Source organism: Paraburkholderia sp. SIMBA_027 (assembly GCF_046535315.1).
GTDB lineage: Bacteria > Pseudomonadota > Gammaproteobacteria > Burkholderiales > Burkholderiaceae > Paraburkholderia > Paraburkholderia tropica.
Map to the genome: position 1 here is coordinate 1 of NZ_JAWRWY010000031.1, position 26,266 is coordinate 26,266.

Annotated in this window: 15 protein-coding genes; 11 read left to right on the plus strand and 4 right to left on the minus strand. The window is 67.2% G+C overall.

Annotated features, from left to right (window positions below):
- A partial coding sequence (locus SB764_RS36035; RefSeq protein ID WP_410866236.1) for a hypothetical protein occupies window positions 1-1,039 on the plus strand: 1,039 nt, incomplete at its 5' end.
- A 121-nt stretch (window positions 1,040-1,160) separates the two neighbouring features.
- Here SB764_RS36035 and SB764_RS36040 read toward each other — a convergent pair.
- Window positions 1,161-1,559, minus strand: coding sequence for a tautomerase family protein (locus SB764_RS36040; protein WP_410866237.1), 399 nt, complete (start codon window positions 1,557-1,559; stop codon window positions 1,161-1,163).
- Between the two features lie 147 nt (window positions 1,560-1,706).
- Between SB764_RS36040 and SB764_RS36045 the strand changes: the two genes are divergently transcribed.
- Complete coding sequence (locus SB764_RS36045; RefSeq protein WP_410866238.1) at window positions 1,707-2,558, plus strand: LysR family transcriptional regulator; 852 nt, start codon at window positions 1,707-1,709, stop codon at window positions 2,556-2,558.
- Between the two features lie 30 nt (window positions 2,559-2,588).
- On the opposite strand, the gene SB764_RS36050 is transcribed toward SB764_RS36045, so the two are convergent.
- A complete protein-coding gene (locus tag SB764_RS36050; protein WP_183713838.1) occupies window positions 2,589-3,323 on the minus strand; it encodes a metallophosphoesterase in 735 nt (244 codons plus the stop codon).
- A 227-nt stretch (window positions 3,324-3,550) separates the two neighbouring features.
- Between SB764_RS36050 and SB764_RS36055 the strand changes: the two genes are divergently transcribed.
- From SB764_RS36055 to treY, 8 genes are all read left to right on the plus strand, one after another.
- A complete protein-coding gene (locus SB764_RS36055; RefSeq protein ID WP_074982607.1) occupies window positions 3,551-4,213 on the plus strand; it encodes a DUF1345 domain-containing protein in 663 nt (220 codons plus the stop codon).
- 351 nt (window positions 4,214-4,564) lie between these two features.
- Window positions 4,565-8,083 carry a maltotransferase domain-containing protein gene (locus SB764_RS36060; protein WP_410866239.1) on the plus strand — a complete coding sequence of 1,173 codons (3,519 nt, stop codon included), beginning with the start codon at window positions 4,565-4,567 and terminating at the stop codon, window positions 8,081-8,083.
- A complete protein-coding gene (gene treS / locus SB764_RS36065) occupies window positions 8,080-11,556 on the plus strand; it encodes a maltose alpha-D-glucosyltransferase (RefSeq protein WP_082991909.1) in 3,477 nt (1,158 codons plus the stop codon). Before SB764_RS36060 ends, treS begins: the two co-directional genes overlap by 4 nt.
- Window positions 11,549-13,765, plus strand: a complete 2,217-nt coding sequence (glgB, locus tag SB764_RS36070) for a 1,4-alpha-glucan branching protein GlgB (RefSeq protein ID WP_110326669.1) — start codon at window positions 11,549-11,551, stop codon at window positions 13,763-13,765. The genes treS and glgB overlap by 8 nt, the downstream gene beginning before the upstream one ends.
- A gap of 66 nt (window positions 13,766-13,831) precedes the next feature.
- On the plus strand, window positions 13,832-16,039 hold the full coding sequence (gene glgX, locus SB764_RS36075) for a glycogen debranching protein GlgX (RefSeq protein WP_321868362.1): 2,208 nt from the start codon (window positions 13,832-13,834) through the stop codon (window positions 16,037-16,039).
- A 27-nt stretch (window positions 16,040-16,066) separates the two neighbouring features.
- A complete protein-coding gene (treZ, locus tag SB764_RS36080; RefSeq protein ID WP_410866240.1) occupies window positions 16,067-18,028 on the plus strand; it encodes a malto-oligosyltrehalose trehalohydrolase in 1,962 nt (653 codons plus the stop codon).
- Window positions 18,025-20,292, plus strand: a complete 2,268-nt coding sequence (malQ, locus tag SB764_RS36085) for a 4-alpha-glucanotransferase (RefSeq protein WP_410866241.1) — start codon at window positions 18,025-18,027, stop codon at window positions 20,290-20,292. The genes treZ and malQ overlap by 4 nt, the downstream gene beginning before the upstream one ends.
- Window positions 20,289-23,213: a malto-oligosyltrehalose synthase gene (gene treY / locus SB764_RS36090; RefSeq protein ID WP_410866242.1), complete on the plus strand. Its 2,925-nt coding sequence runs from the start codon at window positions 20,289-20,291 to the stop codon at window positions 23,211-23,213. Before malQ ends, treY begins: the two co-directional genes overlap by 4 nt.
- Window positions 23,214-23,221: 8 nt before the next feature.
- Here the strand turns inward: treY and SB764_RS36095 are convergent, their stop codons facing one another.
- Window positions 23,222-24,685 (minus strand): hemolysin family protein, encoded by a 1,464-nt coding sequence (locus tag SB764_RS36095; RefSeq protein ID WP_343664953.1) that lies wholly within the window; start codon window positions 24,683-24,685, stop codon window positions 23,222-23,224.
- Between the two features lie 195 nt (window positions 24,686-24,880).
- Window positions 24,881-25,651: a sensor histidine kinase gene (locus SB764_RS36100; protein ID WP_110326661.1), complete on the minus strand. Its 771-nt coding sequence runs from the start codon at window positions 25,649-25,651 to the stop codon at window positions 24,881-24,883.
- 252 nt (window positions 25,652-25,903) lie between these two features.
- On the opposite strand from SB764_RS36100, the gene SB764_RS36105 reads away from it, so the two are divergent.
- The gene (locus tag SB764_RS36105; protein ID WP_065059993.1) at window positions 25,904-26,245 is read left to right on the plus strand and encodes an FKBP-type peptidyl-prolyl cis-trans isomerase; all 342 of its coding nucleotides are present in this window, start codon (window positions 25,904-25,906) and stop codon (window positions 26,243-26,245) included.
- Window positions 26,246-26,266: the final 21 nt, after the last annotated feature.

The following is a 26,266-nucleotide window of genomic DNA, read 5'->3' on the forward strand; positions in this document are numbered from 1 at the left end:
GGAAAACTTGGTTGCCTTCTTGTTCATGGCTCCATTCTCTCAAGAGTTGGAGCCTCCACCAAACCCGGCTCGGTTCAACGATGCACAGAAAGCCTACTTCGCGTTGCCAGAAAACCGCCAAAAGCGATTTATCTTCCGTTGTTCCGATGATGCTTGTCGATCGGAAAAAAACCCGCTTGTGTCCGGCGTAAACTACGATAAGTTGATCGAGGATACCGAAAAATTTCGTCAGATTCATTTTCGGGCGCCGGTTGGAAATCCGCACATCGAAACGTGCATTTGGGTGCAAGGACATGAGCAGCGACAGGCTGGCGACAGTAACACCGATAGTGATCCACACCCTCGAGTGGCGCGACCCAAGTCAACTAACGTGATCGACGTTTTCCGACCGAAAACCTCTGACTGGGCGGCTGATGGGCCATCTGGCAGGCAGGTAACCAAATCTCCAGTAGATCACGAACTACCGGATGTGAAACCGTCAACAGGCCGCGGCGACCGTGCACGCGATGGCTACACCAGCACGTCGCTTCTGGAACGCTTCATCGATTGCTGGGCGCAGTTTGAAGGTAATGAGCTCAAAGAGCATCAAGTCGTCATTGGGGGAAAAACCCTCAGCTATCGTCAAGCTGTTTTACGCGCGGATTGGATTACGCCGGACGAGAACGGTCGCCGGATCGTATGCGGTGGCGCACGTGTCAAGTTTTGGCCAGAAGACACGCCGAAGCGGCTATACATAAACTTCATGGACGAATGCGAAAAGTTCGATGAAAGCGAAGGCGGCCGGTCGCTCACGATCGATTTACCTTTGTCACGTGTGCATGCTTATGGCGGAGGTGCATTGCTGATGAAAAAGCTCGAACAGGCCCAAGCTCCTAGCCACTATTTGAAAGTCTATTTTTGGGGAAAGATTAAGGCGCGTGATCAACGACCAGGCTACGTTGTCGAAATTGAGGCGCTCGACAATCTAGTATTCAAAGCGATTGCACGACAATCTGACGCTACTGCCTTGGCTCCAACTCTACACTCGAGCAACGGCTAGCGCACGGCGGCCGGTGGCCTCCCCTACGGAGCTCGCGCCAACTCAAGGCACTCGCGTAATTACCTCAGGACCCAGGAAGGGTTTCCGGCGTGCCCTTCGTCCTTCCTAGGTCGCTCGGGATCTATTGTTCACCATCGCAGAAAGCCAATTGTTTGCTAACATTCCCAAACGACCAGTTCTCCCGCGCGACATCGACGAGATTGATGAACACATCTTCGCGCCGCACGCCCGGATCGCGCGCGAGGTTTTCCGCGATCTGCGCGAACAGCGCTTTCTTCTGATCCTGCCCGCGCGTATTGCTCACGGCAATCTGGATCATCACGATGTCGTCGCTGCGTTCGATGTCGAGGTAGTGGCGGCCGAACACGAAATTATCGGCATCGTGCTCGGTGACGATCATGAACTGGTCGTCCTCAGGCGCCTTGAACACTTCCATCAGCGCCAGATGCACGCCCTGCATCAAGGCTTTGCGATAGGTTGCGGGCTTGCCGGCGCGCACGGCGATTCGGGTGAACGGCATGTCAGTCTCCTTCGAGGTCAGTGGGAACCTGCGTCGGTGGCAACGGTGCGAACCACTCGCACCGTCACGTTCGACATGACATCAGCTTAGTCGCCGTCTATCATAACAAACAGATATCACTACATATTTCATCAATTTACGTTTGAAATGAAACCGCTCGATCTCGACGCTGTGCGCGCCTTCGTTCTGGTCGCCGAATTGCGCAGCTTCACGCGCGCGGCCGACGCGCTCGACACCACGCAATCCGCCGTGAGCCTCAAGCTCAAGCGGCTCGAAAGCCATCTGGGCCGCCAGTTGCTCGAACGCACGCCGCGCGTGGTGCGGCTCGCGCCCGACGGCCACGCGTTCCTCGGCCCCGCGCGCGATCTGCTGGGCGCGCACGAGCGCGCGCTCGGCACCCTCAGCGGCGATGCGCGGCGGCTGACGCTCGGCCTGAGCGAGCATGTCGCCGACGCGCAGCTCGCGCGCCAGCTTGCGCTGTTGCGCGCGCACGATCCCGGCCTCGTGATCGCGCTGCATCTCGGTCAGAGCGCGCAGTTGCTGACGCAATTCGACGAGCGGCGGCTCGACGCGGTAATCGTGCGTCAGGAAGCCGACGAAGCGCCGCGCGGCGACGCCCGCACGCTGTTCGAGGAGCCGCTCGTCTGGCTCGCCGCGCCGGAATGTCCGTGGTCGCCCGGCACGCCGCTGCCGCTCGCGCTGCTCGCCGGTCCCTGCGCCGTACGCGCGGCCGCGATCGCGGCGCTCGATGTGGCCGATATCGCGTGGAACGAGGTGTTCATGGGCGGCGGCGTGGCGGCCGTCGGCGCGGCGCTGGAGGCGGGACTGGCGGTATCGGCGCTGGCCCGGCGCGTGGCGCCGCGCACGCTCGTCGACGTGGGCGCGAAGTTCGGTCTGCCGCCGCTGCCGGTTTCGCGCGTGTCGCTGTTTTCGCGCGTGCGTGACCCGCGCTCGGCGGCGACGCTGCAATTGCTGGCTTCGAGTCTGGGCGCGGGCTGAGCACCCGCAAGATGGATCGACGAGGCGAATTCAGGGCAGCGCCAACGCCGCCGCGCCCTGCTCGCGCGCCGCCTGGGTCGACACCGACCAGTTGCGCAGCGACAGCGCCTCGACCATCGTGAGCCGTCCTTCGGCGATGTAGGCGCCCGTGTCGATATACATCTGCGAGCCGATCTGGCGCGGCTCGCGCATCGGCGTATGGCCGCAGTAAGTCAGCGAAAGCGCGAGACTCGCGGGCGTGCCCGCGTTGAAGGCGAGTTCGCGGCCCCAGAGCATGCGCTCGCGCACGTGCTCGTTGAACTGGCCGGCGTCGAGTTCGGTGTCGTCGCCGAAAAATTCCGCGTGCAGCACGTTAAAGCGCGCGCCGCCTTCGCCGACCGTGCGCACCAGCGGCAACTGGCGCAGGCGCTTCGCGTACAGCGCCAGCACGCGTTCCGGCACGTGCTGCGCCCAGCCGCCGCCAATGCCGTACCACTGATGGCGCGGCAGCCGCCCTTCGACGACCGCGCACAACGCGTCTTCGTGATTGCCGAGCACGGCGTGAAACCACGGCTTGTCGAGCAGCGTGAGCGCCTCTTCGCACTGCTCGCCGCGATCGATCAGGTCGCCGACCGAAAACAGGCGATCGGTCGTGGCGTCGAAATTCACTTCGCGCAGCAGGAAGCGCAAGGCATCCACGCAGCCGTGCAGGTCGCCCACGACAAAGTCGCGGCCGGCCTCGTTGGTGGCGTGATGCTGAACTTCGGTGGCGAGAGTGGGCGTCATCTTTTCATCATAGCGCCAGGCGCGCGCGATGTATGCGCGCCAATTATCGTTTCCTGGCGCTTTTTTTCGCCCGCCTTCGCGCACGGTCGGGCGTGATGCCGTCCGTCTGCCAGCCCGTCCCGCGTCGGCGCACCCTGGCCGCGATCCACGAGATCACAGCGCGACGCGCGCCTGGTTAGAATCGCGGCAACACCGCGCGTATTCCCCGCACATTCATCAGGGCATCGATGCCAATGAAGGTCTATCCGCAAGTTTTGCGTAATCGCCCGCACATGATGATCGGCCTCGTGCTGGGCGTGCTGATCGGCGCGCTCGTGCCCGCGTCGATCCAGCCGGTGGCGCGCGTGCTGGTCGGCTGGGACGTGGCGATCTGGACCTACCTCGTGCTGATCTGGATTCACATGATGCGCACCGACGAAACCAGCGTGCGCCGCAACGCGCAGCGCGAGGATCAAAACGCGGGCACGGTGCTCATCCTGCTGTGTACGGCGACGGTGGCCAGCATCGTCGCGATCGTGCTCGAACTCGGCTCGTCCAAGGACCTGCACACGGCCTCGAAGGTGCTGCACTCGCTGCTCACGGGCTTCACGCTGATTGGCGCGTGGTTCCTGATTCCCACCCTATTCACGCTGCATTACGCGCGCGTGTATTACGGCTCCGATCGCGAATCGCCCGCGCTCGCGTTCCCCGACGCCAAACTCCAGCCGGATTATTGGGACTTCCTGTATTTTTCCTTCACGATCGCCTGCGCTTCGCAAACCGCCGATGTCGGCCTGCGCGGACGCAGCGCGCGGCGCAGCGTGCTCGCGCAATCGATTCTGTCGTTCTACTTCAACGTCGCCGTGCTCGGGCTGTGCGTGAACATCGCGGCGAGCATGGTGGGGAACTAGACCGGCATCGATTGCAATCCCTGCGCAATCCATGCGCAATCGGTGCGCATTGGCGCGCAATCGATGCACGCGCGGCGCGCGCGCCGCCGCGCAGGAAACCGGCGTCGCCGCCAGCCGGCTTGGCGGCGCGGCGATCGCGCGTCACAGGCACATGCCTTGCTGAATCCCGCATCAAGTCGCCGCGCGTCGCCGACGCTTTGGTTCCGGCCTGCTCTTGCACTACATTGAACAGGACACGCGCCATCGCCCGGCCCCGCGCGGCCCGCCCCGGCAGCCCACGGGCAACGTGATCGCATCCGGTGGTATTTCGGCCCTGCATCCACGCTGTCCGACGTATCTGGAATACGACCGATGGAACCTCCTCACGCCTATGCGCCGCGGATCTACTTCGTCCATTCCGTCCTTGCCGGGTCGCTCGACGCGTGGCCCGCGCATTTCGCGCATGCGGCCTCACTGGGCTTCGATCATGTCCTGATCGGCGCCCTGTTCGCGCCAGGCCGCTCGGGCGACGACCGCATCGTCGCCGATCATCAACGTCTGCATCCCGCGTTCGGTTCGCCAGAGCCGGTGCTGGACGCCGTGCGCCGGCTCGCGAGCGCCGCGCGCGAACGCGGCCTCACGCTGCTCGCCGACCTGACGCTCGACCATACGGCCGCCGACGGCGCGCTCTATGCCGGGCATCCGGAATGGTTTCATCCGTTCGAGCCCGAGGACGCGCGGCTCGATCCGCGCCACGGCCATCGCGACGCGAACGTCGCCTATGCCGATTTCGAACGCGCGGGCGCGCCACTCGCGGTCTGGTGGACGCAGTTCGCCACGCGGCTCGCCGATGCGGGTCTCGGCGGCTTTCGCATCGACTCGCCGCATCGCGTGCCCGCCAACGTGCTGCGCGCGATCTTCGACGGCGTGCGCGCGAGCCGTCCGCAAACGCGCTGGCTCGCCGCCACGCCAGGCCTCGCGCGCGACGCCATCGCGCAACTCGAACACGCGGGCTTCGACGCCGCGTTCACCTCGCTGCGCTGGTGGGACTTCTCGTCGAGCTGGATGGTCGAGGAGCACGAGGTGGTGCGCCGCGTGGGCTCGCCGATCGCGTTTCCCGAAGCGCCGTACGGCACGCGCTTCATCCACGATCTCGACGGCGCCACCGACGCGCGCGCGGTCGAGCGCGCCTACCGGCGCATGTTGCGCACGGCGGCGGCCACGGGCACCGGCTGGCTCGTGCCGATGGGCTTCGAATACGGCGTGGAAGAAGCCAGTGGCCACGGCGGTCCGCACGCGCACGATTACGGTGCACGCGAACCGGCGCTGAGCTGGCAGGAGATGAAAGCGCGCGGACCGTTCGATCTCTCGGCCGACATCGCGCACGCGAACGCCTTACAGCGCGAAACCTTCATCCTTCAGACCAAGGGCGAACTGCGCGCGCTCAACGGCCCCGGCGCGCCGGTCGCCGCGTTGCTGCGCGGCGATCACGCCGATCTCCGCGACGCAGGCGAAGCGCTCCTCACGCTCGTGAATCCCGCGCTCGCCGCGCCGGTGCGCGTGAACATGGCGCACCTGCTGGCGGGCGCGCCCGGCGGCTTCACGCGCTTCGAGCCGCTTGACGCGCAGTCGCTGCGCGGCGTGCGCGAACGCTCGCCGCGCGACGCGAGCGCGATTCCCCCGACGTTCACGCTGCCCGCGGGCGCGTGCTGGATGTTCCGCGCGCTGGCGACGCCGCTCGTCGCGCTCGCGCCGCCCGAGGACCTCGCGAAGTCGCCGACGAGCGGCCACAAGAGCGTGATCGACGCGATCGCCGCGCCGCGCATCGCGATCGAAAGCGTGTGGCCGTCCGTCGATCACGGACGCTTCGTCGCCAAACGCATCGTGGGCGAGCAATGCGAAGTGCGCGCCGCGATTTTCGCGGAAGGCCACGACCGCATCGACGCCGCGATCCTCTGGCGCGCCGCCGACGAAACCGCCTGGCACGAATCGCCGATGAAACCGCTGCCGCCCGCCGGGACCGACCTCTGGAGCGGCACGTTCCCGCTCGAACGCGTGGGACGTTACGAATTCGTCGTGATCGCGTGGCGCGACGACTTCGCCTCGCTCGCCGTACATCTGCAAAAGAAGCGCGACGCCAACCAGCCGGTCGATCTCGAACTCGAAGAAGCGAGCCGCCTGCTCGCGCTCGTGCTCGCGACCGCCGACACGTCGGACGATCACAGCGAAGCGCACGCGCACACCCGTGCGGCGCTCGACGCGCTCGTCAAACGCTTCGTGAGCGCCGACACCGACACGCGCTGCGCGCTGCTGGCCTTGCCCGCCACGGCCGCCGCCGTGCGCGCCGCGAATCACCGGCCGTTCCTCTCGCGCGACGCCACGGTGCAACGCGTGGACGCCGAGCGCGCCGCTGCGCGTTTCGCGAGCTGGTACGAGATCTTCCCGCGTTCGATGAGCGACGACGAAACGCGCCACGGCACCTTCGACGACGTGATCGCGAAAATGCCGCGCATCCGCGACATGGGTTTCGACGTGCTGTATTTCCCGCCGATCCATCCGATCGGGCTCGCGAACCGCAAGGGCCGCAACAACGCGCTGAACGCGCAGCCCGGCGACGTCGGCAGCCCGTACGCGATCGGCGCTGCCGAAGGCGGCCACACCGCCGTGCATCCGGAACTGGGCACGCTGGAAGACTTCTGCCGCATGCTCAACGCGGCGCACGCGCACGGCCTCGAAATCGCACTCGATTTCGCGATTCAATGCTCGCCCGACCATCCGTGGCTGAAGGCGCATCCGGGCTGGTTCGCGTGGCGTCCCGACGGCACGCTGCGCTACGCCGAAAATCCACCGAAGAAGTATCAGGACATCGTCAATCCCGAGTTCTACGCGCACGACGCCAAGCCCGAACTATGGCTCGCGCTGCGCGACGTGATCCTGTTCTGGGTCGATGCGGGCGTGCGCATTTTCCGCGTGGACAATCCGCATACGAAACCGCTGCCGTTCTGGGAATGGATGATCGCCGACGTGCGCGCGCGCCATCCCGACGTGATCTTCCTCTCCGAAGCCTTCACGCGTCCGCGCCTCATGTACCGGCTCGCGAAGATCGGCTTTTCGCAGTCGTACACATACTTCACGTGGCGCGAATCGAAGCGCGAGTTCATCGACTATCTGACCGAACTCACGCAGAGCGAAGTGCGCGATTTCTACCGGCCCAACTTCTTCGTCAACACGCCCGATATCAACCCGCGCTATCTGCAAAGCGGCGCGCGTTCGATCCACCTGATCCGCGCCGCGCTCGCCGCGCTGCTCTCGGGATTGTGGGGCGTGTATAGCGGCTTCGAATTGTGCGAAGCGCGGCCGCTGCCCAACAGCGAAGAATATCTGGATTCCGAAAAGTATCAGCTGCGTGCGTGGGACTGGAACCGGCCCGGCAATATCGTGGCGGAAATCGCGTCGCTCAATCGCATCCGGCGCGCGAATCCCGCGCTGCAATCGCATCTGGGCATCACCTTCCTCGGCGCGCACAACGACAACGTGCTGTGCTTCGAAAAGGCCACGCCGGCGCGCGACAACGTGATTGTCGTCGCGATCAACCTCGACCCATGGAACGAGCAAGGCGCCGATATCGAACTGTCCTGGGACACCTTCCAGGCCTGGCAGATCGACGATCACGCGCGGCTCGCGGTCGTCGACGAAATGAGCGGCGAGCGCTTCGAATGGCAAAGCCGCTGGCAGCACGTGCGGCTCGATCCGCACGCGCGGCCGTTCGCGATCTGGCGCATCGCGCCGATCGACGGTCTGCCGCGCGACACCCCGCCCGACGCACTCGACGAACCGGTCGAAGGCCACCCCGAATTCAACGCGGACTTCCCTCCCGGAGGAGCCACATGAAACGCGATCCCGCTTCGCACGAGGCGCCGCCGAATCCGGACGCCGCGCCGGTCTCGGACCCGACCGCGCAGCACGACGACGAGCACGGCCATCGGGCGCACGCCACGCAAAAGCGCGGCAAGCCCTCGCCGCTCTCCGACGACCCGCACTGGTACAAGGATGCGGTGATCTATCAGGTGCACGTGAAGTCGTTCTTCGATGCGAACAACGACGGCGTGGGCGATTTCGCGGGCCTGCTTTCCAAGCTCGATTACATCGCCTCGCTCGGCGTGACCGCGATCTGGCTGCTGCCGTTCTATCCGTCGCCGCGCCGCGACGACGGCTACGACATCGCCGACTATCGCAACGTGCATCCCGACTACGGCCAGCTCGCCGACGTGCGCCGCTTCATTCAGGAAGCGCACGCGCGTGGCATGCGCGTGATCACCGAACTGGTCATCAATCACACCTCGGATCAGCATCCGTGGTTTCAGCGCGCGCGGCGCGCGAAGCCCGGCTCGAATCATCGCAACTACTACGTGTGGTCCGATACCGATCAACGTTATCAGGGCACGCGCATCATCTTCATCGACACGGAACCGTCGAACTGGACGCACGATCCCGTCGCGGGCGCGTATTACTGGCACCGTTTCTATTCGCACCAGCCCGACCTGAATTTCGACAATCCCGCCGTGCTGCGCGAAGTGCTCCAGGTGATGCGCTTCTGGCTCGACATGGGGATCGACGGATTGCGGCTCGACGCCGTGCCGTATCTGGTCGAACGCGAAGGCACCAACAACGAGAACCTGCCCGAAACGCATGCGATTCTGAAGAAGATTCGCGCGACCATCGACGAGCATTATCCCAATCGGATGCTGCTCGCCGAAGCGAATCAATGGCCCGAGGACGTGCAGGAATATTTCGGCAACGAAGACGAATGCCACATGGCGTTCCACTTTCCGCTGATGCCGCGTCTGTACATGGCGATCGCGAGCGAGGACCGCTTTCCGATCATCGACATCATGAAGCAGACGCCGGATCTGCTGCCCAGTTGCCAGTGGGCGATTTTCCTGCGCAATCACGATGAACTCACGCTCGAAATGGTCACCGATTCCGAGCGCGACTATCTCTGGAACACCTATGCGAGCGACCGGCGCGCGCGGCTGAATCTCGGCATTCGTCGCCGTCTCGCGCCGCTCATGGAACGCGACCGCCGCCGCATCGAACTCATCAATTCGCTGCTGCTCTCGATGCCCGGCACGCCCGTGATTTATTACGGCGACGAACTCGGCATGGGCGACAACATTCACCTCGGCGACCGCGACGGCGTGCGCACGCCGATGCAGTGGTCGTCGGATCGCAACGGCGGTTTTTCGCGCGCCGATCCCGAACAGCTCGTGCTGCCGCCGCTGATGGGCTCGCTCTACGGCTACGATGCGATCAACGTGGAAGCGCAAAGCCGCGATCCGCATTCGCTGCTCAACTGGACGCGCCGCATGCTCGCCACGCGCCGCTCGAAGCAGGCGTTCGGGCGCGGCACGATCCGCTTTCTGCGGCCCGCGAATCGCAAGATCCTCGCGTATCTGCGCGAGATGCCGGGCGAGCCGTCCATTCTGTGCGTCGCCAATCTCTCGCGCGCGCCGCAAGCGGTCGAACTCGATCTGTCCGAATTCGCCGGCACCGCGCCTGTGGAAATGACGGCCGATTCGGTGTTTCCGCCGATCGGCCAGTTGCCGTATCTGCTGACTTTTCCGCCCTACGGTTTCCTGTGGTTCCTGCTGTGTCCGGGCAGCCAGCGTCCGTCGTGGAGCCAGCCGGCGTCCGAGCAGTTGCCCGAATTCGTGACCGTGGTGATCCGCGAAGGACAGACCGGCGCCACGCCCGAAAACGTGCGCCTGCTCGAATCGGAAGTGCTGCCGTCGTGGCTGTCGCGGCGTCGCTGGTTCGCGTCGAAAGACAAGCCGCTGCGCTCGGTGCGGCTCGCGGCGCTCACGACCATCACGGGTGCGGGCTTCGCGTTCACGGAGATCGAAGCCGAACTCGCCGACGGCGCGACCGAACGCTACGTCCTGCCGATCGCGATCACCTGGGGCGCGGACACCACCACGCCGCTACACATCCAGCTCGCGCTCTCGCGCGTGCGGCGCGGGCGCACGATCGGTTATCTGACCGATGCCTTCGCGCTGCCGTGGTTCGCCTACGGCGTGCTGCGCAAGCTGCGCGAGCGCGCGCAGGTGCCGACCGTGCAAGGCAGCACGATCCGTTTCGAGCCGACCGATCGCATCGAGGAACTCGATCTCGGCGATGAACCCGAGATCCGCTGGCTTGCCGCCGAACAGAGCAACAGTTCGCTGATCATCGCCGAAACGCTGGTGCTCAAACTCGTGCGCCGCCTGATGGCGGGCGTGCATCCGGAAGCGGAAATGAGCCGCCATCTGACGAAGCTCGGCTATGCGAACACCGCGCCGCTCTATGGCGAAGTGGTGCGCGTCGATCCGCAAGGCGTGCCGCATACGCTCGCGATCCTGCAAGGCTTCATCGACAACCAGGGCGACGCGTGGGAATGGGCGCTCGATTATCTGCGCCGCACGATCGACGAACTCGCGCTCGCCGCCGACGACGGCGAAACCGGCGAGCAGGATCAGGCCCACGAAGACGAGGTGATGCAGAACTACGCCGCCGTGATCGGTGCGATCGGCAAGCGTCTGGGCGAACTGCACGCCGTGCTCGCGCTGCCCGACGACGACGAAGCCGATTCCGCCTTCGCGCCCGAGGCCGCGACGCCTGACGACGTGCGCCAGTGGGTCGGCGACGCGCGCAAGATGCTCGTGACGGCGCTCGACATCGTGGCGCAGCATATCGGCGACGACGACCACACGCTCGACGCCGACACGAAGGAACTCGCGCGCAGCCTGATCGAGCGCCGCGACGCGCTGCTGGCCAATGTGGACACGCTCGTGCCGCTCGACGCCGCCGCGTGGCGCATCCGCATTCACGGCGACTTCCATCTGGGCCAGGTGCTGCTCGCGCAAGGCGACGCGTATCTGATCGACTTCGAAGGCGAGCCCGCGCGTTCGCTCGAATACCGGCGCACGAAGCAATGTTCGCTGCGCGACGTCGCGGGCCTGTTGCGCTCGCTGTCGTACGCGAACGCCGCCGCGCAATCGACGACCGAAAGCGCGCCGCAGCAGATCGCCGAGCGCAAGCGCGCGCTGTTCGAGCGCTTCCGCGGCCACGCCGCCGAAACTTTCCTGAGCCAGTACCGCGCGGCGGTCGCCAACGCGCCGCTCACGCTCGTCGGCGCATCGCACGAACAGGCGCTGCTCGACCTGTTCCTGATCGAGAAGGCGGCCTACGAGATCCGCTACGAAGCGGCCAACCGGCCTTCGTGGCTGGGCCTGCCGGTGCGTGGCCTCGCCGCGCTCGCGAGCCGTTTGCTCGGCCAGACGCCAACCCATACTCACACCCACACGGGAGGAAGCGGACATGCCTGAGCGCGCCCCGGACGCCGGCCTGCATCATCACGACATCGACGCGCTGATCCACGCGCGTCATCGCGATCCGTTCGCCGTGCTCGGGATGCATTGGGTCGACGGCGCGCCATACGTGCGCGCATGGCTGCCGAACGCCTCGCGCGTGCGCGTGCTCGCGCGCGACCGCGCGCATACGCTCGGCGAACTCACGCGCGTGCATCCCGCCGGACTGTTCGCCGGACCGATCGCGGAAGGCGTGGCGTATCGGCTCGATATCGACTGGCATGGCGTGGCGCAGGAAGTCGAAGATCCCTATTCGTTCGGCGCGCAACTGCCGCAGGAAGCGCTGCATCGACTCGCCGACGGCGACCCGTATGCCGTGCTCGAATGCCTCGGCGCGCGGCCGCTCGTCTACGACGGCGTGCCGGGCGTGCGCTTCGCGCTGTGGGCGCCGAACGCGCAACGCGTCTCCGTGGTCGGCGACTTCAACGCGTGGGACGGACGACGCCATCCGATGCGGCTGCGTCACGAAGCGGGCGTGTGGGAACTGTTCGTGCCGCGCGTGGCCGCGGGCGCGCGCTACAAGTTCGAGATCCTCGGCGCGCGCGGCGAGGTGTTGCCGCTCAAGGCCGATCCCTGCGCGTTCCAGACCGAAGCGCCGCCCGCCACGGCGTCGGTGGTCGCGCCCGTGGACGCGCTCGATCATTTCGCCTGGCACGATCACGACTGGCTGCAAGGGCGCGCCGAACGCCAGAACGCGCGCGCGCCGATCTCGGTGTACGAAGTGCATGCGTCGTCCTGGCTGCCCACGCAGGGCGCCGACGCGCCCGCGCCCGACTGGCGCGCGCTCGCCGACCGCCTGATTCCCTACGCGCAGGGCATGGGCTTCACGCATCTGGAATTGCTGCCGGTGGCCGAGCATCCGTTCGGCGGATCGTGGGGTTATCAACCGCTTTCGCAGTTCGCGCCCACGGCGCGTCTCGGCTCGCCGCTCGACTTCGCGGCGTTCGTCGACCGCGCGCACGAAGCCGGGCTCGGCGTGATTCTCGACTGGGTGCCCGCGCACTTTCCGAACGACGCGCACGGCCTGATCGAATTCGACGGCACCGCGCTCTACGAACACGCCGATCCGCGCGAGGGCTATCACCCCGACTGGAACACGATGATCTACAACCTCGGCCGCCGCGAGGTGAGCGCGTTCCTGATCGCGTCGGGGCTCGCGTGGCTGATGCGCTATCACGTCGACGGTCTACGCGTCGACGCCGTCGCTTCGATGCTCTATCGCGACTATTCTCGCGCGCAGGGCGAGTGGGTGCCGAACATGTACGGCGGCCGCGAGAATCTGGAATCGATCGCCTTCCTCAAGCGCCTCAATCACGAAACGCAGTACGTGCCGCAGCGGCCCGGCGTCATCACCATCGCCGAAGAATCGACCGCGTGGCCGGGCGTGACCGCGCGTCCCGAGGACGGCGGCCTCGGCTTCCAGTTCAAGTGGAACATGGGCTGGATGCACGACACGCTGCACTTCATGCACGAAGACCCCGTGCATCGCCGCTATCACCATCACGAGATGACGTTTGCGATGGTCTATGCGTGGTCCGAGCGTTTCGTGCTGCCGCTCTCGCACGACGAAGTGGTGCACGGCAAGGGCTCGCTGCTCGGCAAGATGCCCGGCGACCGCTGGCAGAAGTTCGCCAACCTGCGCGCGTATTTCGGCTTCATGTGGGCGCATCCGGGCAAGAAACTGCTGTTCATGGGCGGCGAGTTCGGGCAGATGGCGGAGTTCGATCACGACGGCACGCCGCACTGGAATCTGCTCGACGACCCGCTGCATCGCGGCGTGCAAGCACTGGTGCGCGACCTCAATCGTCTTTATGCCGACGAACCCGCGCTGCACGTGCTCGACACCGAGCCGGGCGGTTTCGAATGGCTCGTTTCCGACGACAGCGAGAACAGCGTGCTCGCGTGGCGGCGCGTCGACGGCGCGGGCAACGAGATCGTCGTCGTCTGCAATTTCACGCCGGTGCCGCGCCACGGTTATCGCATCGGCATGCCGCAGCCGGGGCAGTGGGAAGAAGCGCTCAACAGCGACGCGGAAGTCTACGGCGGCGCGAACATCGGCAACGGCGGGCTGGTCTCGACCGAACCGGTGCCGAGCCACGGCCGGCCGCAATCGGCGGCGCTCGTGCTGCCGCCGCTCGGCACGCTGATCCTGCGCTTGCGACGTTGACAGGGGCACACGCGAAATTCATCAGGAATCCGATGCAATACAAGAATCAGCAGAAGGAGCATCGATATGGCTAACGGCATGCCCGACCGGCTGCTGCCCGGCGCGCCCTACCCGCTCGGCGCGACGTGGGACGGGCTGGGCACCAACTTCGCGGTGTTCTCGGCGCACGCGTGGCGCATCGAGCTGTGCATTTTCGACCCGACCGGCCGCAAGGAACGCATGCGCTACAAGCTGCCCGAATGCACCGACGAAATCTGGCACGGCTATCTGCCCGACGCGCATCCGGGCACCGTGTACGGCTTTCGCGCGCACGGCCCGTATCAGCCGCACGAAGGCCATCGCTTCAATCCGCACAAGCTGCTGCTCGATCCGTACGCGCGCCGTCTCGTCGGCCAGATCCGCTGGTCCGACACGCTGTACGGCTATCGCGTGCATTCGAACCGCGCCGATCTCTCGCTCGAGCGGCGCGACTCCGCGCCCGCGATGGCCAAGGCCGTCGTCACGCACGACACCTTCGACTGGTCGCAGGATCAGCGGCCCAACACGTCGTGGAGCGAGACCGTCATCTACGAAACGCATGTGCGCGGCATTTCGATGCTGCGCCGCGATTTGCGCAGCCATCAGCGCGGCACCTTCGCCGCGCTCGGCTCGCCGTATTTCATCGAGCATCTGCACAAGCTGGGCGTGACCGCCGTGGAGCTGCTGCCCGTGCACGCGTTTCTTTCCGAGCGCTTTCTCGTCGAGCGCGGCTTGCGCAATTACTGGGGCTATAACTCGGCGGCGTTTTTCGCGCCCGAGCCCTCGTATCTCGCGGGCCACGACACCGACGAAATGCGCATCGCGATCCGCCAGCTGCACGCGGCCGGCATCGAAGTGTTGCTCGACGTGGTCTACAACCACACCTGCGAAGGCGGCGAAGTCGGCCCGACGATCTCCTGGCGCGGTCTCGACAACGCGAGCTATTACCGCTGCGTGCCCGGTGACGAACGCCATCTGATCAACGACACGGGTTGCGGCAACACGCTCAATCTGTCGCATCCGCGCGTGCTGCAGATGGTCGCCGACTCGTTGCGCTACTGGACCACGTCGTATCGCATCGACGGCTTTCGTTTCGATCTCGGCGTCACGCTCGGACGCGAGCCGCACGGTTTCAATCCCGACAGCGGTTTCTTCGACGTGCTGCGCCAGGACCCCGTGCTCTCGCAGGTCAAGCTGATTTCCGAGCCGTGGGACGTGGGGCCGGGCGGCTATCAGCTCGGCAATCATCCGCCCGGATTCGGCGAATGGAACGACCGCTATCGTGACAGCGTGCGCCGCTACTGGCGCGGCGCGCCCGCGCAGCGCGCCGATCTCGCCGCGCGGCTCACCGGTTCTGCCGATCTGTTCGACAAGCGCAAGCGCCGCCCCTGGGCCTCGCTGAATTTCGTGACCTCGCACGATGGCTTCACGCTCGCCGATCTCGTGTCGTACGAGCGCAAACATAACGATGCGAACGGCGAGGAGAACCGCGACGGCCACAACGAGAACTGGAGCGCGAACTGGGGCGTCGAAGGCCCGAGCGACGATCCGGCGATACTCGACACGCGCGCACGCGTCGCGCGCTCGATGTTCGCCACGCTCTGCATCGCGCTCGGCACGCCGATGATGCTGGCCGGCGACGAAACCTGCCGCACGCAGCAAGGCAACAACAACGCGTACTGCCAGGACAACGAAATTTCCTGGGTCGACTGGGCGCTCGCCGCGACGCCGCAAGGCGAAGCGATGACCGCGTTCTGCGCACGCGCGATCGCGCTGCGCCGGGATCATCCCTTGCTGCGCGAAGCACGGTTCCTGTTCGGCGACCGCGAGGTGATGCCCGACGTGCACGACATCGACTGGTTCGACGAACACGGCGAGCGGCTCACGCCCGCGGCGTGGCAGGACCCCGAAGCGCGCGCGTTCGCGGTGCGGCGCGCGGGCCCGGGACTCGACGGCGAAATCGAAGTATTGTTGATGATGCTGAACGCGTCCTCGCAGGCGGTGACGTTCAGCACGCCCGCGCCGCGCCTCGCGTGGAGCGCGCTGCTCGACACCGCGCACCCCGAGGACGCGCCGCACGCGCTCTACGACGCCAGCTTCGAAGTCGCCGCGCACGCGCTGGTGGTGTTGTGCGCGCGGCCCGCGCACGGCGCGCACGCGGCGCACGAGAGCGGGCACGACGGCGCCGCGTCCGCGAGGACGCCGCCGCCCGACCCGCGCCAACCGCACGCCGCGCAGGAAAACGCAGCTCGATAGCTCAGGAATCTGCTACAGGAATCGGCCATGTCCCCGCTTTCGCATGATTCGCCCATCCGCCACTATTCGCATTGCCTGCCGTTCGGCGCGCAGTTGACGGGCGTCGCGCCGGGCAAACCGCACACGCGCTTTCGCTTCTGGGCGCCGTCGTGCAGCGCGGTGCAGATCGTCTTCGAGACGGCCGACGGCAGCGCCGCCGCGAGCGCGCCGCTCGACATGACGCCCTCGCACAACGGCTGGTTCGAGGCGCAGGCGCCGTGCGCGCCGGGCGCCTTGTACCGCTACCGGATCGACGGACAACAACTCGTGCCCGACCCCGCTTCGCGCTTTCAGCCGCAAGGCGTACACGGCCCGAGCCAGGTCGTCGATGCGCGCGCGTTCGCCTGGCGCCACGCGAACTGGCAAGGCCGTCCGTGGGAAGAAACCGTGCTCTACGAGCTGCACGTGGGCGCGCTGGGCGGCTACGCGGGCGTGATGAACCGCCTGCCCGCGCTCGCGGAACTCGGCGTCACCGCCATCGAACTGATGCCGCTGAACGACTTTCCCGGCGAACGCGGCTGGGGCTACGACGTCGTGCTGCCCTACGCGCCGCACGCGGCCTACGGCACGCCCGACGAACTCAAGGCGCTGATCGACGCCGCCCACGGTCACGGCCTGCAGGTGCTGCTCGACGTGGTCTATAACCACTTCGGCCCGGACGGAAACTGGCTCGGCCAGTACGCGAAGCCCTTTTTCAAGGCCGGAAAACGCACGCCGTGGGGCGATGCGCTCGACTTCGAGCGTCCCGAAGTGCGCGACTTCTACAGCGACAACGCGCTCTACTGGCTCAACGAATATCGCTTCGACGGACTGCGACTCGACGCCGTGCACGCCATCGACAATCCCGACTGGCTGCGCGAACTCGCCGACCACGTGCGCGCGCGCGTGGAGCCCGGCCGTCACGTCCATCTCGTGCTCGAAAACGAGCACAACGAAGCGAATCTGCTGGAATCGCATTTCACCGCACAATGGAACGACGACGCGCATCACACGCTGCACGTGATGCTCACCGGCGAATCGGAGGGCTATTACCGCGCGTTCGCCGATCATCCGATCGCGCAGCTCGCGCGCGTGCTCGGCGAGGGTTTCGCGTATCAGGGCGAGCCTTCACCGGTCCACGACGGCCGGCCGCGCGGCGAGCCGAGCGCGCATCTGTCGCCCACGTCGTTCGTGATGTTCCTGCAGAACCACGATCAGATCGGCAACCGTGCGTTCGGCGACCGTCTGCGCACGCTCGCCAACGACGACGACGCGCTGCGCGCAGCCACGGCCTTGCTGCTGCTCTCGCCACAGATTCCGCTGCTGTTCATGGAAGAGGAATACGGCTCGACGCAACCGTTCCAGTTCTTCACCGCCTTCGAAGGCGATCTCGCGGATGCGGTGCGCGAAGGCCGTCGGCGTGAATTCAAGGCGTTTGCCGCCTTCACCGACGCCACGCGCCGCGAGCAGATCCCCGATCCGAACGACGTGCGCACGTTCGAGAACTCGTCGCCGCCCGTACAGTCGCCCGAGCAGTCGTCCAATGCGCCGCTCGACGGCGACCGGCTCGACTGGATGCACTTCTACAAGTCGGCGCTCGCGGTGCGCGGGCGTTTGCTGATGCCGCGTCTGCGTCACGCGCGCGCGCTCGGCGCCACCGTGCTCGCCGACGATCGCCATGACGGCGGCGGCGACGGCAACACGCCGCGCCGCGCGGCGCTGATCGCGCGCTGGCGTCTCGACGACGGCGAGATCTACACGATCGCGCTGAATCTCGGCCACGAATGCGTGCGCCTCGAACGCGCGCCCGAAGGCATGGTCGTGTTCGAAACGCCGCCGCGCGCACGCGATCTCACCGACAACGGCGTGCTGCCCGAGCGCGCGTGCGTGGCCTGGCTGACCGGCGACGTGCCCGATTACGCGCTGCATCACGATGCACGCGAAGTCCGCCGCGAGGAGCCGCACGCATGAGCACCGCGCGCCGCAGCGACACGCTGGAAGCCCTCGCCCGCCGCGCGGGCTTCGAGGTCGAATGGTCCGACGCCCACGGCGTCATGCAGCGCGTGCCCGACAGCACGCTCGCCGCCTTGCTCGAATGCGCGGGCCTGCCCTGCGCGAACGCCACGCAGTTGCGCCACAGCACCTCGCTGCTGAACGCCGAGCAATCGACGCGCCGTCTGCCGCCGCTCATCACCGCCGAGTACGAAAGCGCGATCGAGTTGCCGCCCTCGGCGGTGCGTTCGGGCAGCCACTATCGGATCGATCTGGAAAACGGCGAGCATATCGAAGGCCGCTTCACGATGCCCAAGGGCGAGCCCGCGCTGCTCGCGCCGCTCTCCGAGCCCGGCTATCACACGCTCACGGTCAACGATCATCGCCTGACGATTGCGGTCGCGCCGCCGCATTGCTGGCGTGTCGGCGACGCGTGGCGCGCGCATCGCGGCGCGGGCGCGCGCGTGCCGCCGCTGTGGGGCGTCGCCGCGCAACTGTATGGACTGCGCCGTCATGGCGATGGCGGCATCGGCGACTTCAGCGCGCTCGCGACGCTCGCGACGCAGAGCGCGCAGCGCGGCGCGCAGGCGGTCGCGGTCAGTCCCACGCACGCGATGTTCAGCGCCGAGCCGGGGCATTTCAGTCCGTATGCGCCGTCGTCGCGGCTCTGGCTCAATGTCGCGCATATCGATCCGGCGGCCGTGTTCGGCGCGCAGGCGGCGCACGACGCCATCGTCGCCGCGCACGCGGAGGACGCGTGGCGCGAACTCGAAGCGCTGCCGCAGATCGACTGGCCGCGCGCCCAGCCGCTCAAGCTCAAGGTGTTGCGCGCGCTGTTCGACCGTTTCGACGCCGACGAGCGCAACAGCGGCTCGCCGCGCGCCGCCGCGTTCGACGCGTTCTGCGCGCGCGGCGGCCAGGCGCTCGACGACCACGCGCGCTTCGAGGCGCTGCAAGCCGCGATGCTCAGCGGCCCCGAAGGTCTGCGCCACTGGCGCGACTGGCCCGAGACGCTGCGCGATCCGCGCAGCGCGGCGGTCGCGACCTTCGCGACCGAGCATCGCCGCGAAGTGGACTTTCATCGCTTCCTGCAATGGCTCGCCGCCGAAGGGCTCGCGCGCGCGCAACGCGAGGCGCGCGAAGCGGGGATGTCGATCGGCCTCGTCGCCGATCTCGCCGTCGGTTGCGACGGTGCGGGCTCGCATGCGTGGTCGCTGCCGCAGGACATGTTGCAACGCGTCTCGGTCGGCGCGCCGCCCGACATCTTCAATCAGGCCGGACAAAGCTGGGGACTCACGACGTTCTCGCCGCGCGCGATGCACAACACCGGTTTTCGCGCCTTCATCGACATGCTGCGCGCCGCGTTCGCGCATGCGGGCGGCGTGCGCATCGACCACATTCTCGGCTTGCGCCGCCTGTGGCTCGTGCCCGAAGGCGAGAGCGCGAAACACGGCGCGTATCTGCGCTATCCGTTCGACGATCTCGTGCGCCTGATCGCGCTCGAATCGTGGCGGCATCGCGCGATCGTGATCGGCGAGGATCTCGGCACCGTGCCGCCTGGGTTGCGCGAACGGCTCGCGTCGCATGCGCTCTACGGCATTCGCGTGCTGTGGTTCGAGCGCGACGGCGGCGGCTTTCTCGCGCCCGCGCGCTACGATCCGCACGGCGTGGCGACCACCACCACGCACGATCTGCCGACCGTCGCGGGCTGGTGGCGCGGCGCCGATATCGACTGGCGCAACCGCATCGGCCAGACCTTGCCGCGCGCGGACGGGCGCGATCCCGTCGCGCTTGAACACGCGCAGCGCGCCGCCGATCGCGACGCACTCTGGCACGCGCTGCAGGACACCGGTTTCGCGCCGCGCGAAGCCGCCGCGCCGCCGTCCGATGCGCCGCTCGACGCGCTGCCGGTCGCCGGCGCGCTCGGCTACGTGGCGGCGAGCGCGAGTCCGCTCGTCACCTGTCCGCTCGAAGATCTGCTCGGTCTCGTCGATCAGCCGAATCTGCCGGGCTCGATCGACGAGCATCCGAACTGGCGTCAGCGTTTGCCCTTGCCCGTCGATACGCTTTACGCCGACGCCGCCGTCGCGCAACGCGTGAGCACCATCGTGCACGCGCGCGAGACGGCGCCTGTATCCGCGCATGAATCGGCGCATGAATCCGCGGATTCATCGCCAGACGCATCGCAAACCGCTTCAACCGACACCCTCAGCGCCACGCCCTCCGGTCCGCCCACGCCATGACACTTCCCCGCGCGACGCTGCGCCTGCAGCTTCATCACGGCTTCACCTTCGACGACGCGCTCGCGCAACTCGACTATGTCGCCGCGCTCGGCGTGAGCCATCTCTACCTGTCGCCCGTCACGACCGCGCAGCCCGGCTCGATGCACGGCTACGACACGGTCGACTATCAGGCGGTCAGCGCGGAACTCGGCGGCGAAGCGGCGCTGCGTCGTCTCGCGGAGGCGGTGCACGCGCGCGGCATGGGCCTGATCGTCGATTTCGTGCCGAACCACATGGGCGTGGGCGGCGCGCACAACGCGTGGTGGCTCGACATCCTCGAATGGGGACGGCACAGCGCCTACGCCCGGCATTTCGATGTGGACTGGCATTCGCCCGACCCCGCGCTGCGCGGCAAGGTGCTGATGCCGTTTCTCGGCGCGCAGTACGGCGAGGAACTCGCGGCGGGCCGCATCGAACTGAAATTCGACGCGGCCCACGCGCGCTTTTACGTGCAGTACGGCCCGCACGTCTGCCCGATCTGCCCGACCGATTACGCCGCGATCCTGCAATCGGCGGATCGCGCCGATCTCGCCACGCTCGCGAGCGCGTTCCAGGGTTTGACCACGCAGCCCGAGGACCAGACCCGCGCGAGCGCCGCGCGCGACGCGCTGCGCGCGTTCGTCGAACGCGAAGGCACCGACCCGATCGAATTTGCTCTGGAATCCTATGCAAGCGCCGATCCGGTCCCGCGCGACAGGCTGCATCGGCTGCTGGAGCGCCAGCACTTTCGCCTCGCGTGGTGGCGCACCGCCACCGACGAAGTGAACTGGCGGCGCTTTTTCGACGTGACCGCGCTCGCGGGCGTGCGCGTCGAGCGGCACGACGTGTTCGAAGCCGTGCACAAGCTCGTGTTCCGTCTGTATGCGGACGGCGTGATCGACGGCCTGCGCATCGACCATATCGACGGGCTCGCCGATCCGCGCGAGTATTGCGAGCGGCTGCGCCAGCGGCTCGCGTCGTTGCGCGCGACGGTGCCGTATATCGTCGTCGAGAAAATTCTCGCGCGCGGCGAGGCGCTGCGCGAAGACTGGCCCGTGCAAGGCACGACCGGTTACGACTTCATGAACGACGTGGGCGCGCTGCTGCACGATCCGGCGGGCGCCGCGCCGCTCGCCGAGAGCTGGGCTGCGATCTCGGGCGACGACGCGCCGTTCGCGCGCGTGGCGCTCGACGCGCGCCGCGAAATCCTCACCGCGTATCTCGCCGCCGAACTCGATCACGCGGCACGCGCGCTGCATCGCATCGCGCGCGAGCAGCCGGGCACGCGCGACTTCACGTATGCCACCGTGCATCGCGTCGCCGCGCAGCTTGCGATGCATTTCCCGGTGTATCGCATCTATCCGGTCAACGGTTTGCGCGGCGCGACCGACAACCGCTATTTCAACGTGGCGCTGGAGGCGGCGCGCGAGGCGCTGCCGCGCGCGAGCCGTCTCGCGCTCGATCAGGTCGACGCGTGGCTCGGTGCGCGCGCGCCCGATAGCGCGAATGGCAACGGCAACAAACCCGCACGGCCCAACGGTTCAGGCGGCGCCAACAGCCACGCGCAGCAGCATGCGTCCGGCGCGAAAAACGCCGCACGCAACTCGCCGAAAAACGCCGCGCAAAGCAGCGCGCCCGCGCCGCTCAGTCATGCGCTGATCGCCCAGCGCACCGCGCTTGCGCTGTTCTCGCAACTGAGCGCGCCGCTCGCGGCCAAGGCCACGGAGGACACCGCGCTGTATCGCTACGGACGGCTGCTTTCGCGCAACGAAGTGGGCGCCGATCCCGACGACTTCGCGATGAGCGCCGCCGACTTCCACGCGGCCAATCAGCAACGTCAGCGCCGCGTGCCCTACGCGCTGCTCGCCACGGCCACGCACGATCACAAGCGCGGCGAGGACGTGCGCGCGCGTCTCGCCGTGCTCAGCGAGATCGCGCCGGAATGGAACGCGACCTTGCGCGCGTGGTCGACGCTCAATCAGCCGCAGCGACGCAACGACGCCGCGCCGCCCGCGCAATGGTCGCCCGGCCCCACGGCGGAAGCGATGCTGTATCAGACGCTGGTCGGCTGCTGGCCGCCCGATCTCGATCCCGGCGACGAAACGGGCGTGCGCGCGCTCGCCGAACGCGTCGCGCAATGGCAGCTGAAAGCGCTGCGCGAAGCGAAGCTGCGCACCAACTGGCTCGTGCCCGACGAAGCCTATGAATCGGATTGCCAGGCGTTTTTATTCGATATTCTCGCGCCGCAGCGTCGCGAAGGTTTTCTGCATGCGCTCGCGGCGTTCGTCGCGCGCGTCGCGCCGGCCGGGGCCGTGAATACGCTCTTGCAGACGGTGCTGCGGCTCACGTCGCCGGGCGTGCCCGATCTGTATCAGGGCACCGAGTTCTGGGACTTCAGTCTCGTCGATCCCGACAATCGGCGGCCCGTCGATTACGCGCGGCGCGCCGCGGCGCTCGACCACGACACGCCCGCCGCGAAGCTCGCGCAGTGGCGCGACGCGCACGTGAAGCAGGCGACGATCCGGCGCGTGCTCGCGCTGCGCGCTCGCGCGCCGGGATTGCTGCGGGAAGGGGAGTATGTGCCGCTGGAAGTGCGCGGCGCGCAGGCTGCGCATGCGATTGCGTTCGCGCGCCGCCACGGCGATGCGTGGGCCGTCGTGATCGGCACGCGCCACGCGGCGGCGCTGCTCGACGACGACACGCCGCGCGTCGCGCCCGAACGCTGGGAAGACACGGCCGTGGTGTTGCCGAAAACCTGCACGGCCACGGCGCTGCACGACTGGCTCAGCGACGCGAGTCACACGATCACGCACGATGCTCAGGAACCGCTGCTGTATCTGCGCGACGCGCTCGCCGCGTTGCCGGTCGTCGTGCTGTCGAATCTCGCGCGCGAGGACGCTTGAGGATGCGCTTAACCGCCCTCGTCTTCGAGATCCTTCGGATACACGCGCACGAGCACGATGCGCGGTCCCTTCATTTTCTTCACGACGATGTCGAAGCGATCGAACGACACGCGCTGACCTTCGGTCGGCAAGTCGTTGAGCGCGTGAATCACGAGGCCGCCCACTGATTCCGCGCGGCCTTCGTCGATATCGATGCCGAGCGCCTGTTCGAGCGACACCACCGGCAGGCTGCCGCGGCCCATCAGCGTGCCGTCGTCCATGCGGGTCCAGTCGGTATCGGCCTGATGGAATTCGTCGTGAATCTGGCCCACCAGCGCGCCCAGCAGATTGTCGAGCGTGAGAAAGCCGTTCGGCCGCTGGCCCTTGCGGCCCACCAGCGCGAAATGCGGCGCGCCCTTGCGAAAGCGGCGGAACAGCGCGAGCGCGGGCGTTTCGGGCTTCACGTACTGCACGGGGCGCACGAACTTGCCGAGGTCGTCGAGCGCGTGGCCGGCCTCGCGCGCGAGCAGCAGATCCTTCAGGTGAATCAGGCCGACGACTTCTTCGCCGCTGCCGTCCTCGAACAGCGGATAGCGGCTGAAGCGATGGCGCGCCACGATCTGCATGTTGTCCTTGAGCGGCACGTCGCGGCGCAGGCCCACCATTTCGTGCGTCGGACGCATGAGGTCGGAAACCGTGAGGCGCGAGAAGTCGAGCGAATGCGCGAGCGCGTTCCACTCGTCGGCGCTCCAGTTGTTCGCGGCCTGCGCGAGCGACGCCTGCGAGCGGCGCGGCGAGCGCATCTGGGCTTGCCCCGTGGCCGCTTCGCGGCCTTGGGCGTGACCGTTCGCGTGGCCGCTTGCTTGACCGTTCGCGTGCGCGTGCGCGTCGGCTTCGGCTTGCGCGGCGGTGCGGCGGCTGCGCAGGATCAGCTTGAGTTCGTCGGTCGAATAGTGCGCTTCGGTGCCGTGTTCCGACGACAGGCCCGCGAGGCGCAGCACGGCGCTCGCGCTCGAATTGAGCGCCCAGATCGCGGGATACATCGTCCAGTAGAAGCCATAGAGCGGCGCCGCGCACCACAGCGAGATCTTTTCCGCCTGGCGGATGGCGAGCGACTTCGGCGCCAGCTCGCCCACCACGATGTGCAGAAACGAGATCACCGTGAAGGCGAACACCAGCGAGATGCCGTGAATCAGTTCGGGCGAGCGGATGCCGACGATGTCGAACACCGGCTCCAGCAGCTGCGCGAATGCGGGCTCGCCGATCCAGCCGAGGCCGAGCGAGGCGAGCGTGATGCCGAGCTGGCACGCGGACAGATAGGCGTCGAGCTGGCCGTGGACCTTGGCGAGCAGCCGTCCGCGCATGCCGTGTTGCGTCGCGAGGGACTGCACGCGCGTGGCGCGCAGCTTGACCAGACCGAATTCGGCCGCGACGAAGAAACCGTTGAGGGCTACGAGGAACAGCGCGCCGATCAGGGCGATAACCTGCATCAAGAGATAGGGCTCCGGAAAACGAAGCGATCAGTATAAGGGGTGCAAGCGGCCTGTAAGGCTAAGTCGGGCGTTTCGATCGGCGCGACGCCGGGTGGGATTGCGTCAGCTCACATGCCGTTGCGTATGACGCGAAGCGGGCCGCACAGGCGGCCCGGGTGTCGGCTGCTCGATTCCGGCGCGCCGTTCAGCCGCCATTCAGCCGCCGGTCGCCGACACGCTGAGCGTGAGCGTGGCCGTCTCGCCCGCCACGAGCGGCTGCGCGTCGAAACGGCCGCCATGCGCCTCGGCCACGCGCTGGCACAGCGAGAGCACCCACGCGGCGCGCCCGGCCTCCTGCGGCTCGGCCGCCTGCGCGAGCGCGAAGGATTCGAGCACGTGCGGCAGCGCGCCGTCGAGAAGCGTCTGCGGACTGGCCGTCCACTTGACCTCGAACTGCGCCGAGGTGGCCGTCGCGCTCACATTCAGCGCGATCTGCGCGCCCGGCTCGCTGGTTTCCGCCGCGAACACCAGCATCAGCCAGAGCGACTGGGCGAGGCGTTCGCGGTCGGCTTCGACGCTCGCCGCCGCCGGATCGACGGCCGCGCCGTGCACCGTGTAGCTCACGCCGCGCGCGTCGCCGAGCGCGGCGCGCGCGTCGTTGACGGCTTCGTCGACGAGCGCATCGAGCGCGAACGGCCCGCGTTCGATCGCGAGCTTGCGCGTTTCGGCGCGGGTCGTATCGACGAGCGTTTCGAGCAGATGCACCTGCTGCTCGACACCCGTGCGGATGCCCGCCAGCGCGCGCTGCGCGGCGGCGTCGGCTGTGTCGATCTTGCGTTCGAGCACATAGGCCCAGCTATGAATTGCGTTCAGTGGGCTGCGCAAATCGTGCGACACACGCGAGAGCACGTGGTCGCGCATGAAGCGCGCGGCTTCGGCGCACAGACGTGCCGTGCGTTCAGTACGGGTTTGTGAAGTCGACGCCATCGGATTCCTCTTCTATCGCCCGCTGCGGGCGGACCGTCCCCTTCCGGTACGGCCAGGCCCCATTATAGGCAGGCAGCGGCGCGCCGGAAGCCGCGCATGCGCCATGCCCGAAGCGGCATGATCGCAGTGCGGCTCGCCACGCGACTCGCGGCGCGGCTCGCGACGTTGCCCGTCGCTATCGCCCGCGCCCTCTGCGCAACCTGCAAACCGCCTACAATACCGTTTTTACCCTTTCCGATTCAGGAGTCTTTCATGTCTATCGTGACCACCGCATCCGGCCTCAAGTACGAGGACCTGACCGAAGGCACCGGCGCAGAAGCCACCGCCGGCCAGACCGTCAGCGTGCACTACACCGGCTGGCTGACGGACGGCCAGAAGTTCGATTCGAGCAAGGACCGCAACGACCCGTTCGCCTTCGTGCTGGGCGGCGGCATGGTCATCAAGGGCTGGGACGAAGGCGTCCAGGGCATGAAGGTCGGCGGCGTGCGCAAGCTCACGATCCCGCCGCAACTCGGCTACGGCGTGCGCGGCGCGGGCGGCGTGATTCCGCCGAACGCCACGCTCGTGTTCGAAGTGGAACTGCTCGACGTCTAAGCGCGTCGGCTTCGCGCGCCC

What these genes read in the sequence shown, in the direction of transcription:
- SB764_RS36040 (WP_410866237.1), bottom strand. Translation starts at nt 1,559, where the DNA reads ATGCCGTTCACCCGAATCGCCGTGCGCGCCGGCAAGCCCGCAACCTAT.
- SB764_RS36045 (WP_410866238.1), top strand. Translation starts at nt 1,707, where the DNA reads ATGAAACCGCTCGATCTCGACGCTGTGCGCGCCTTCGTTCTGGTCGCC.
- SB764_RS36050 (WP_183713838.1), bottom strand. Translation starts at nt 3,323, where the DNA reads ATGACGCCCACTCTCGCCACCGAAGTTCAGCATCACGCCACCAACGAG.
- SB764_RS36055 (WP_074982607.1), top strand. Translation starts at nt 3,551, where the DNA reads ATGCCAATGAAGGTCTATCCGCAAGTTTTGCGTAATCGCCCGCACATG.
- SB764_RS36060 (WP_410866239.1), top strand. Translation starts at nt 4,565, where the DNA reads ATGGAACCTCCTCACGCCTATGCGCCGCGGATCTACTTCGTCCATTCC.
- treS (WP_082991909.1), top strand. Translation starts at nt 8,080, where the DNA reads ATGAAACGCGATCCCGCTTCGCACGAGGCGCCGCCGAATCCGGACGCC.
- glgB (WP_110326669.1), top strand. Translation starts at nt 11,549, where the DNA reads ATGCCTGAGCGCGCCCCGGACGCCGGCCTGCATCATCACGACATCGAC.
- glgX (WP_321868362.1), top strand. Translation starts at nt 13,832, where the DNA reads ATGGCTAACGGCATGCCCGACCGGCTGCTGCCCGGCGCGCCCTACCCG.
- treZ (WP_410866240.1), top strand. Translation starts at nt 16,067, where the DNA reads ATGTCCCCGCTTTCGCATGATTCGCCCATCCGCCACTATTCGCATTGC.
- malQ (WP_410866241.1), top strand. Translation starts at nt 18,025, where the DNA reads ATGAGCACCGCGCGCCGCAGCGACACGCTGGAAGCCCTCGCCCGCCGC.
- treY (WP_410866242.1), top strand. Translation starts at nt 20,289, where the DNA reads ATGACACTTCCCCGCGCGACGCTGCGCCTGCAGCTTCATCACGGCTTC.
- SB764_RS36100 (WP_110326661.1), bottom strand. Translation starts at nt 25,651, where the DNA reads ATGGCGTCGACTTCACAAACCCGTACTGAACGCACGGCACGTCTGTGC.
- SB764_RS36105 (WP_065059993.1), top strand. Translation starts at nt 25,904, where the DNA reads ATGTCTATCGTGACCACCGCATCCGGCCTCAAGTACGAGGACCTGACC.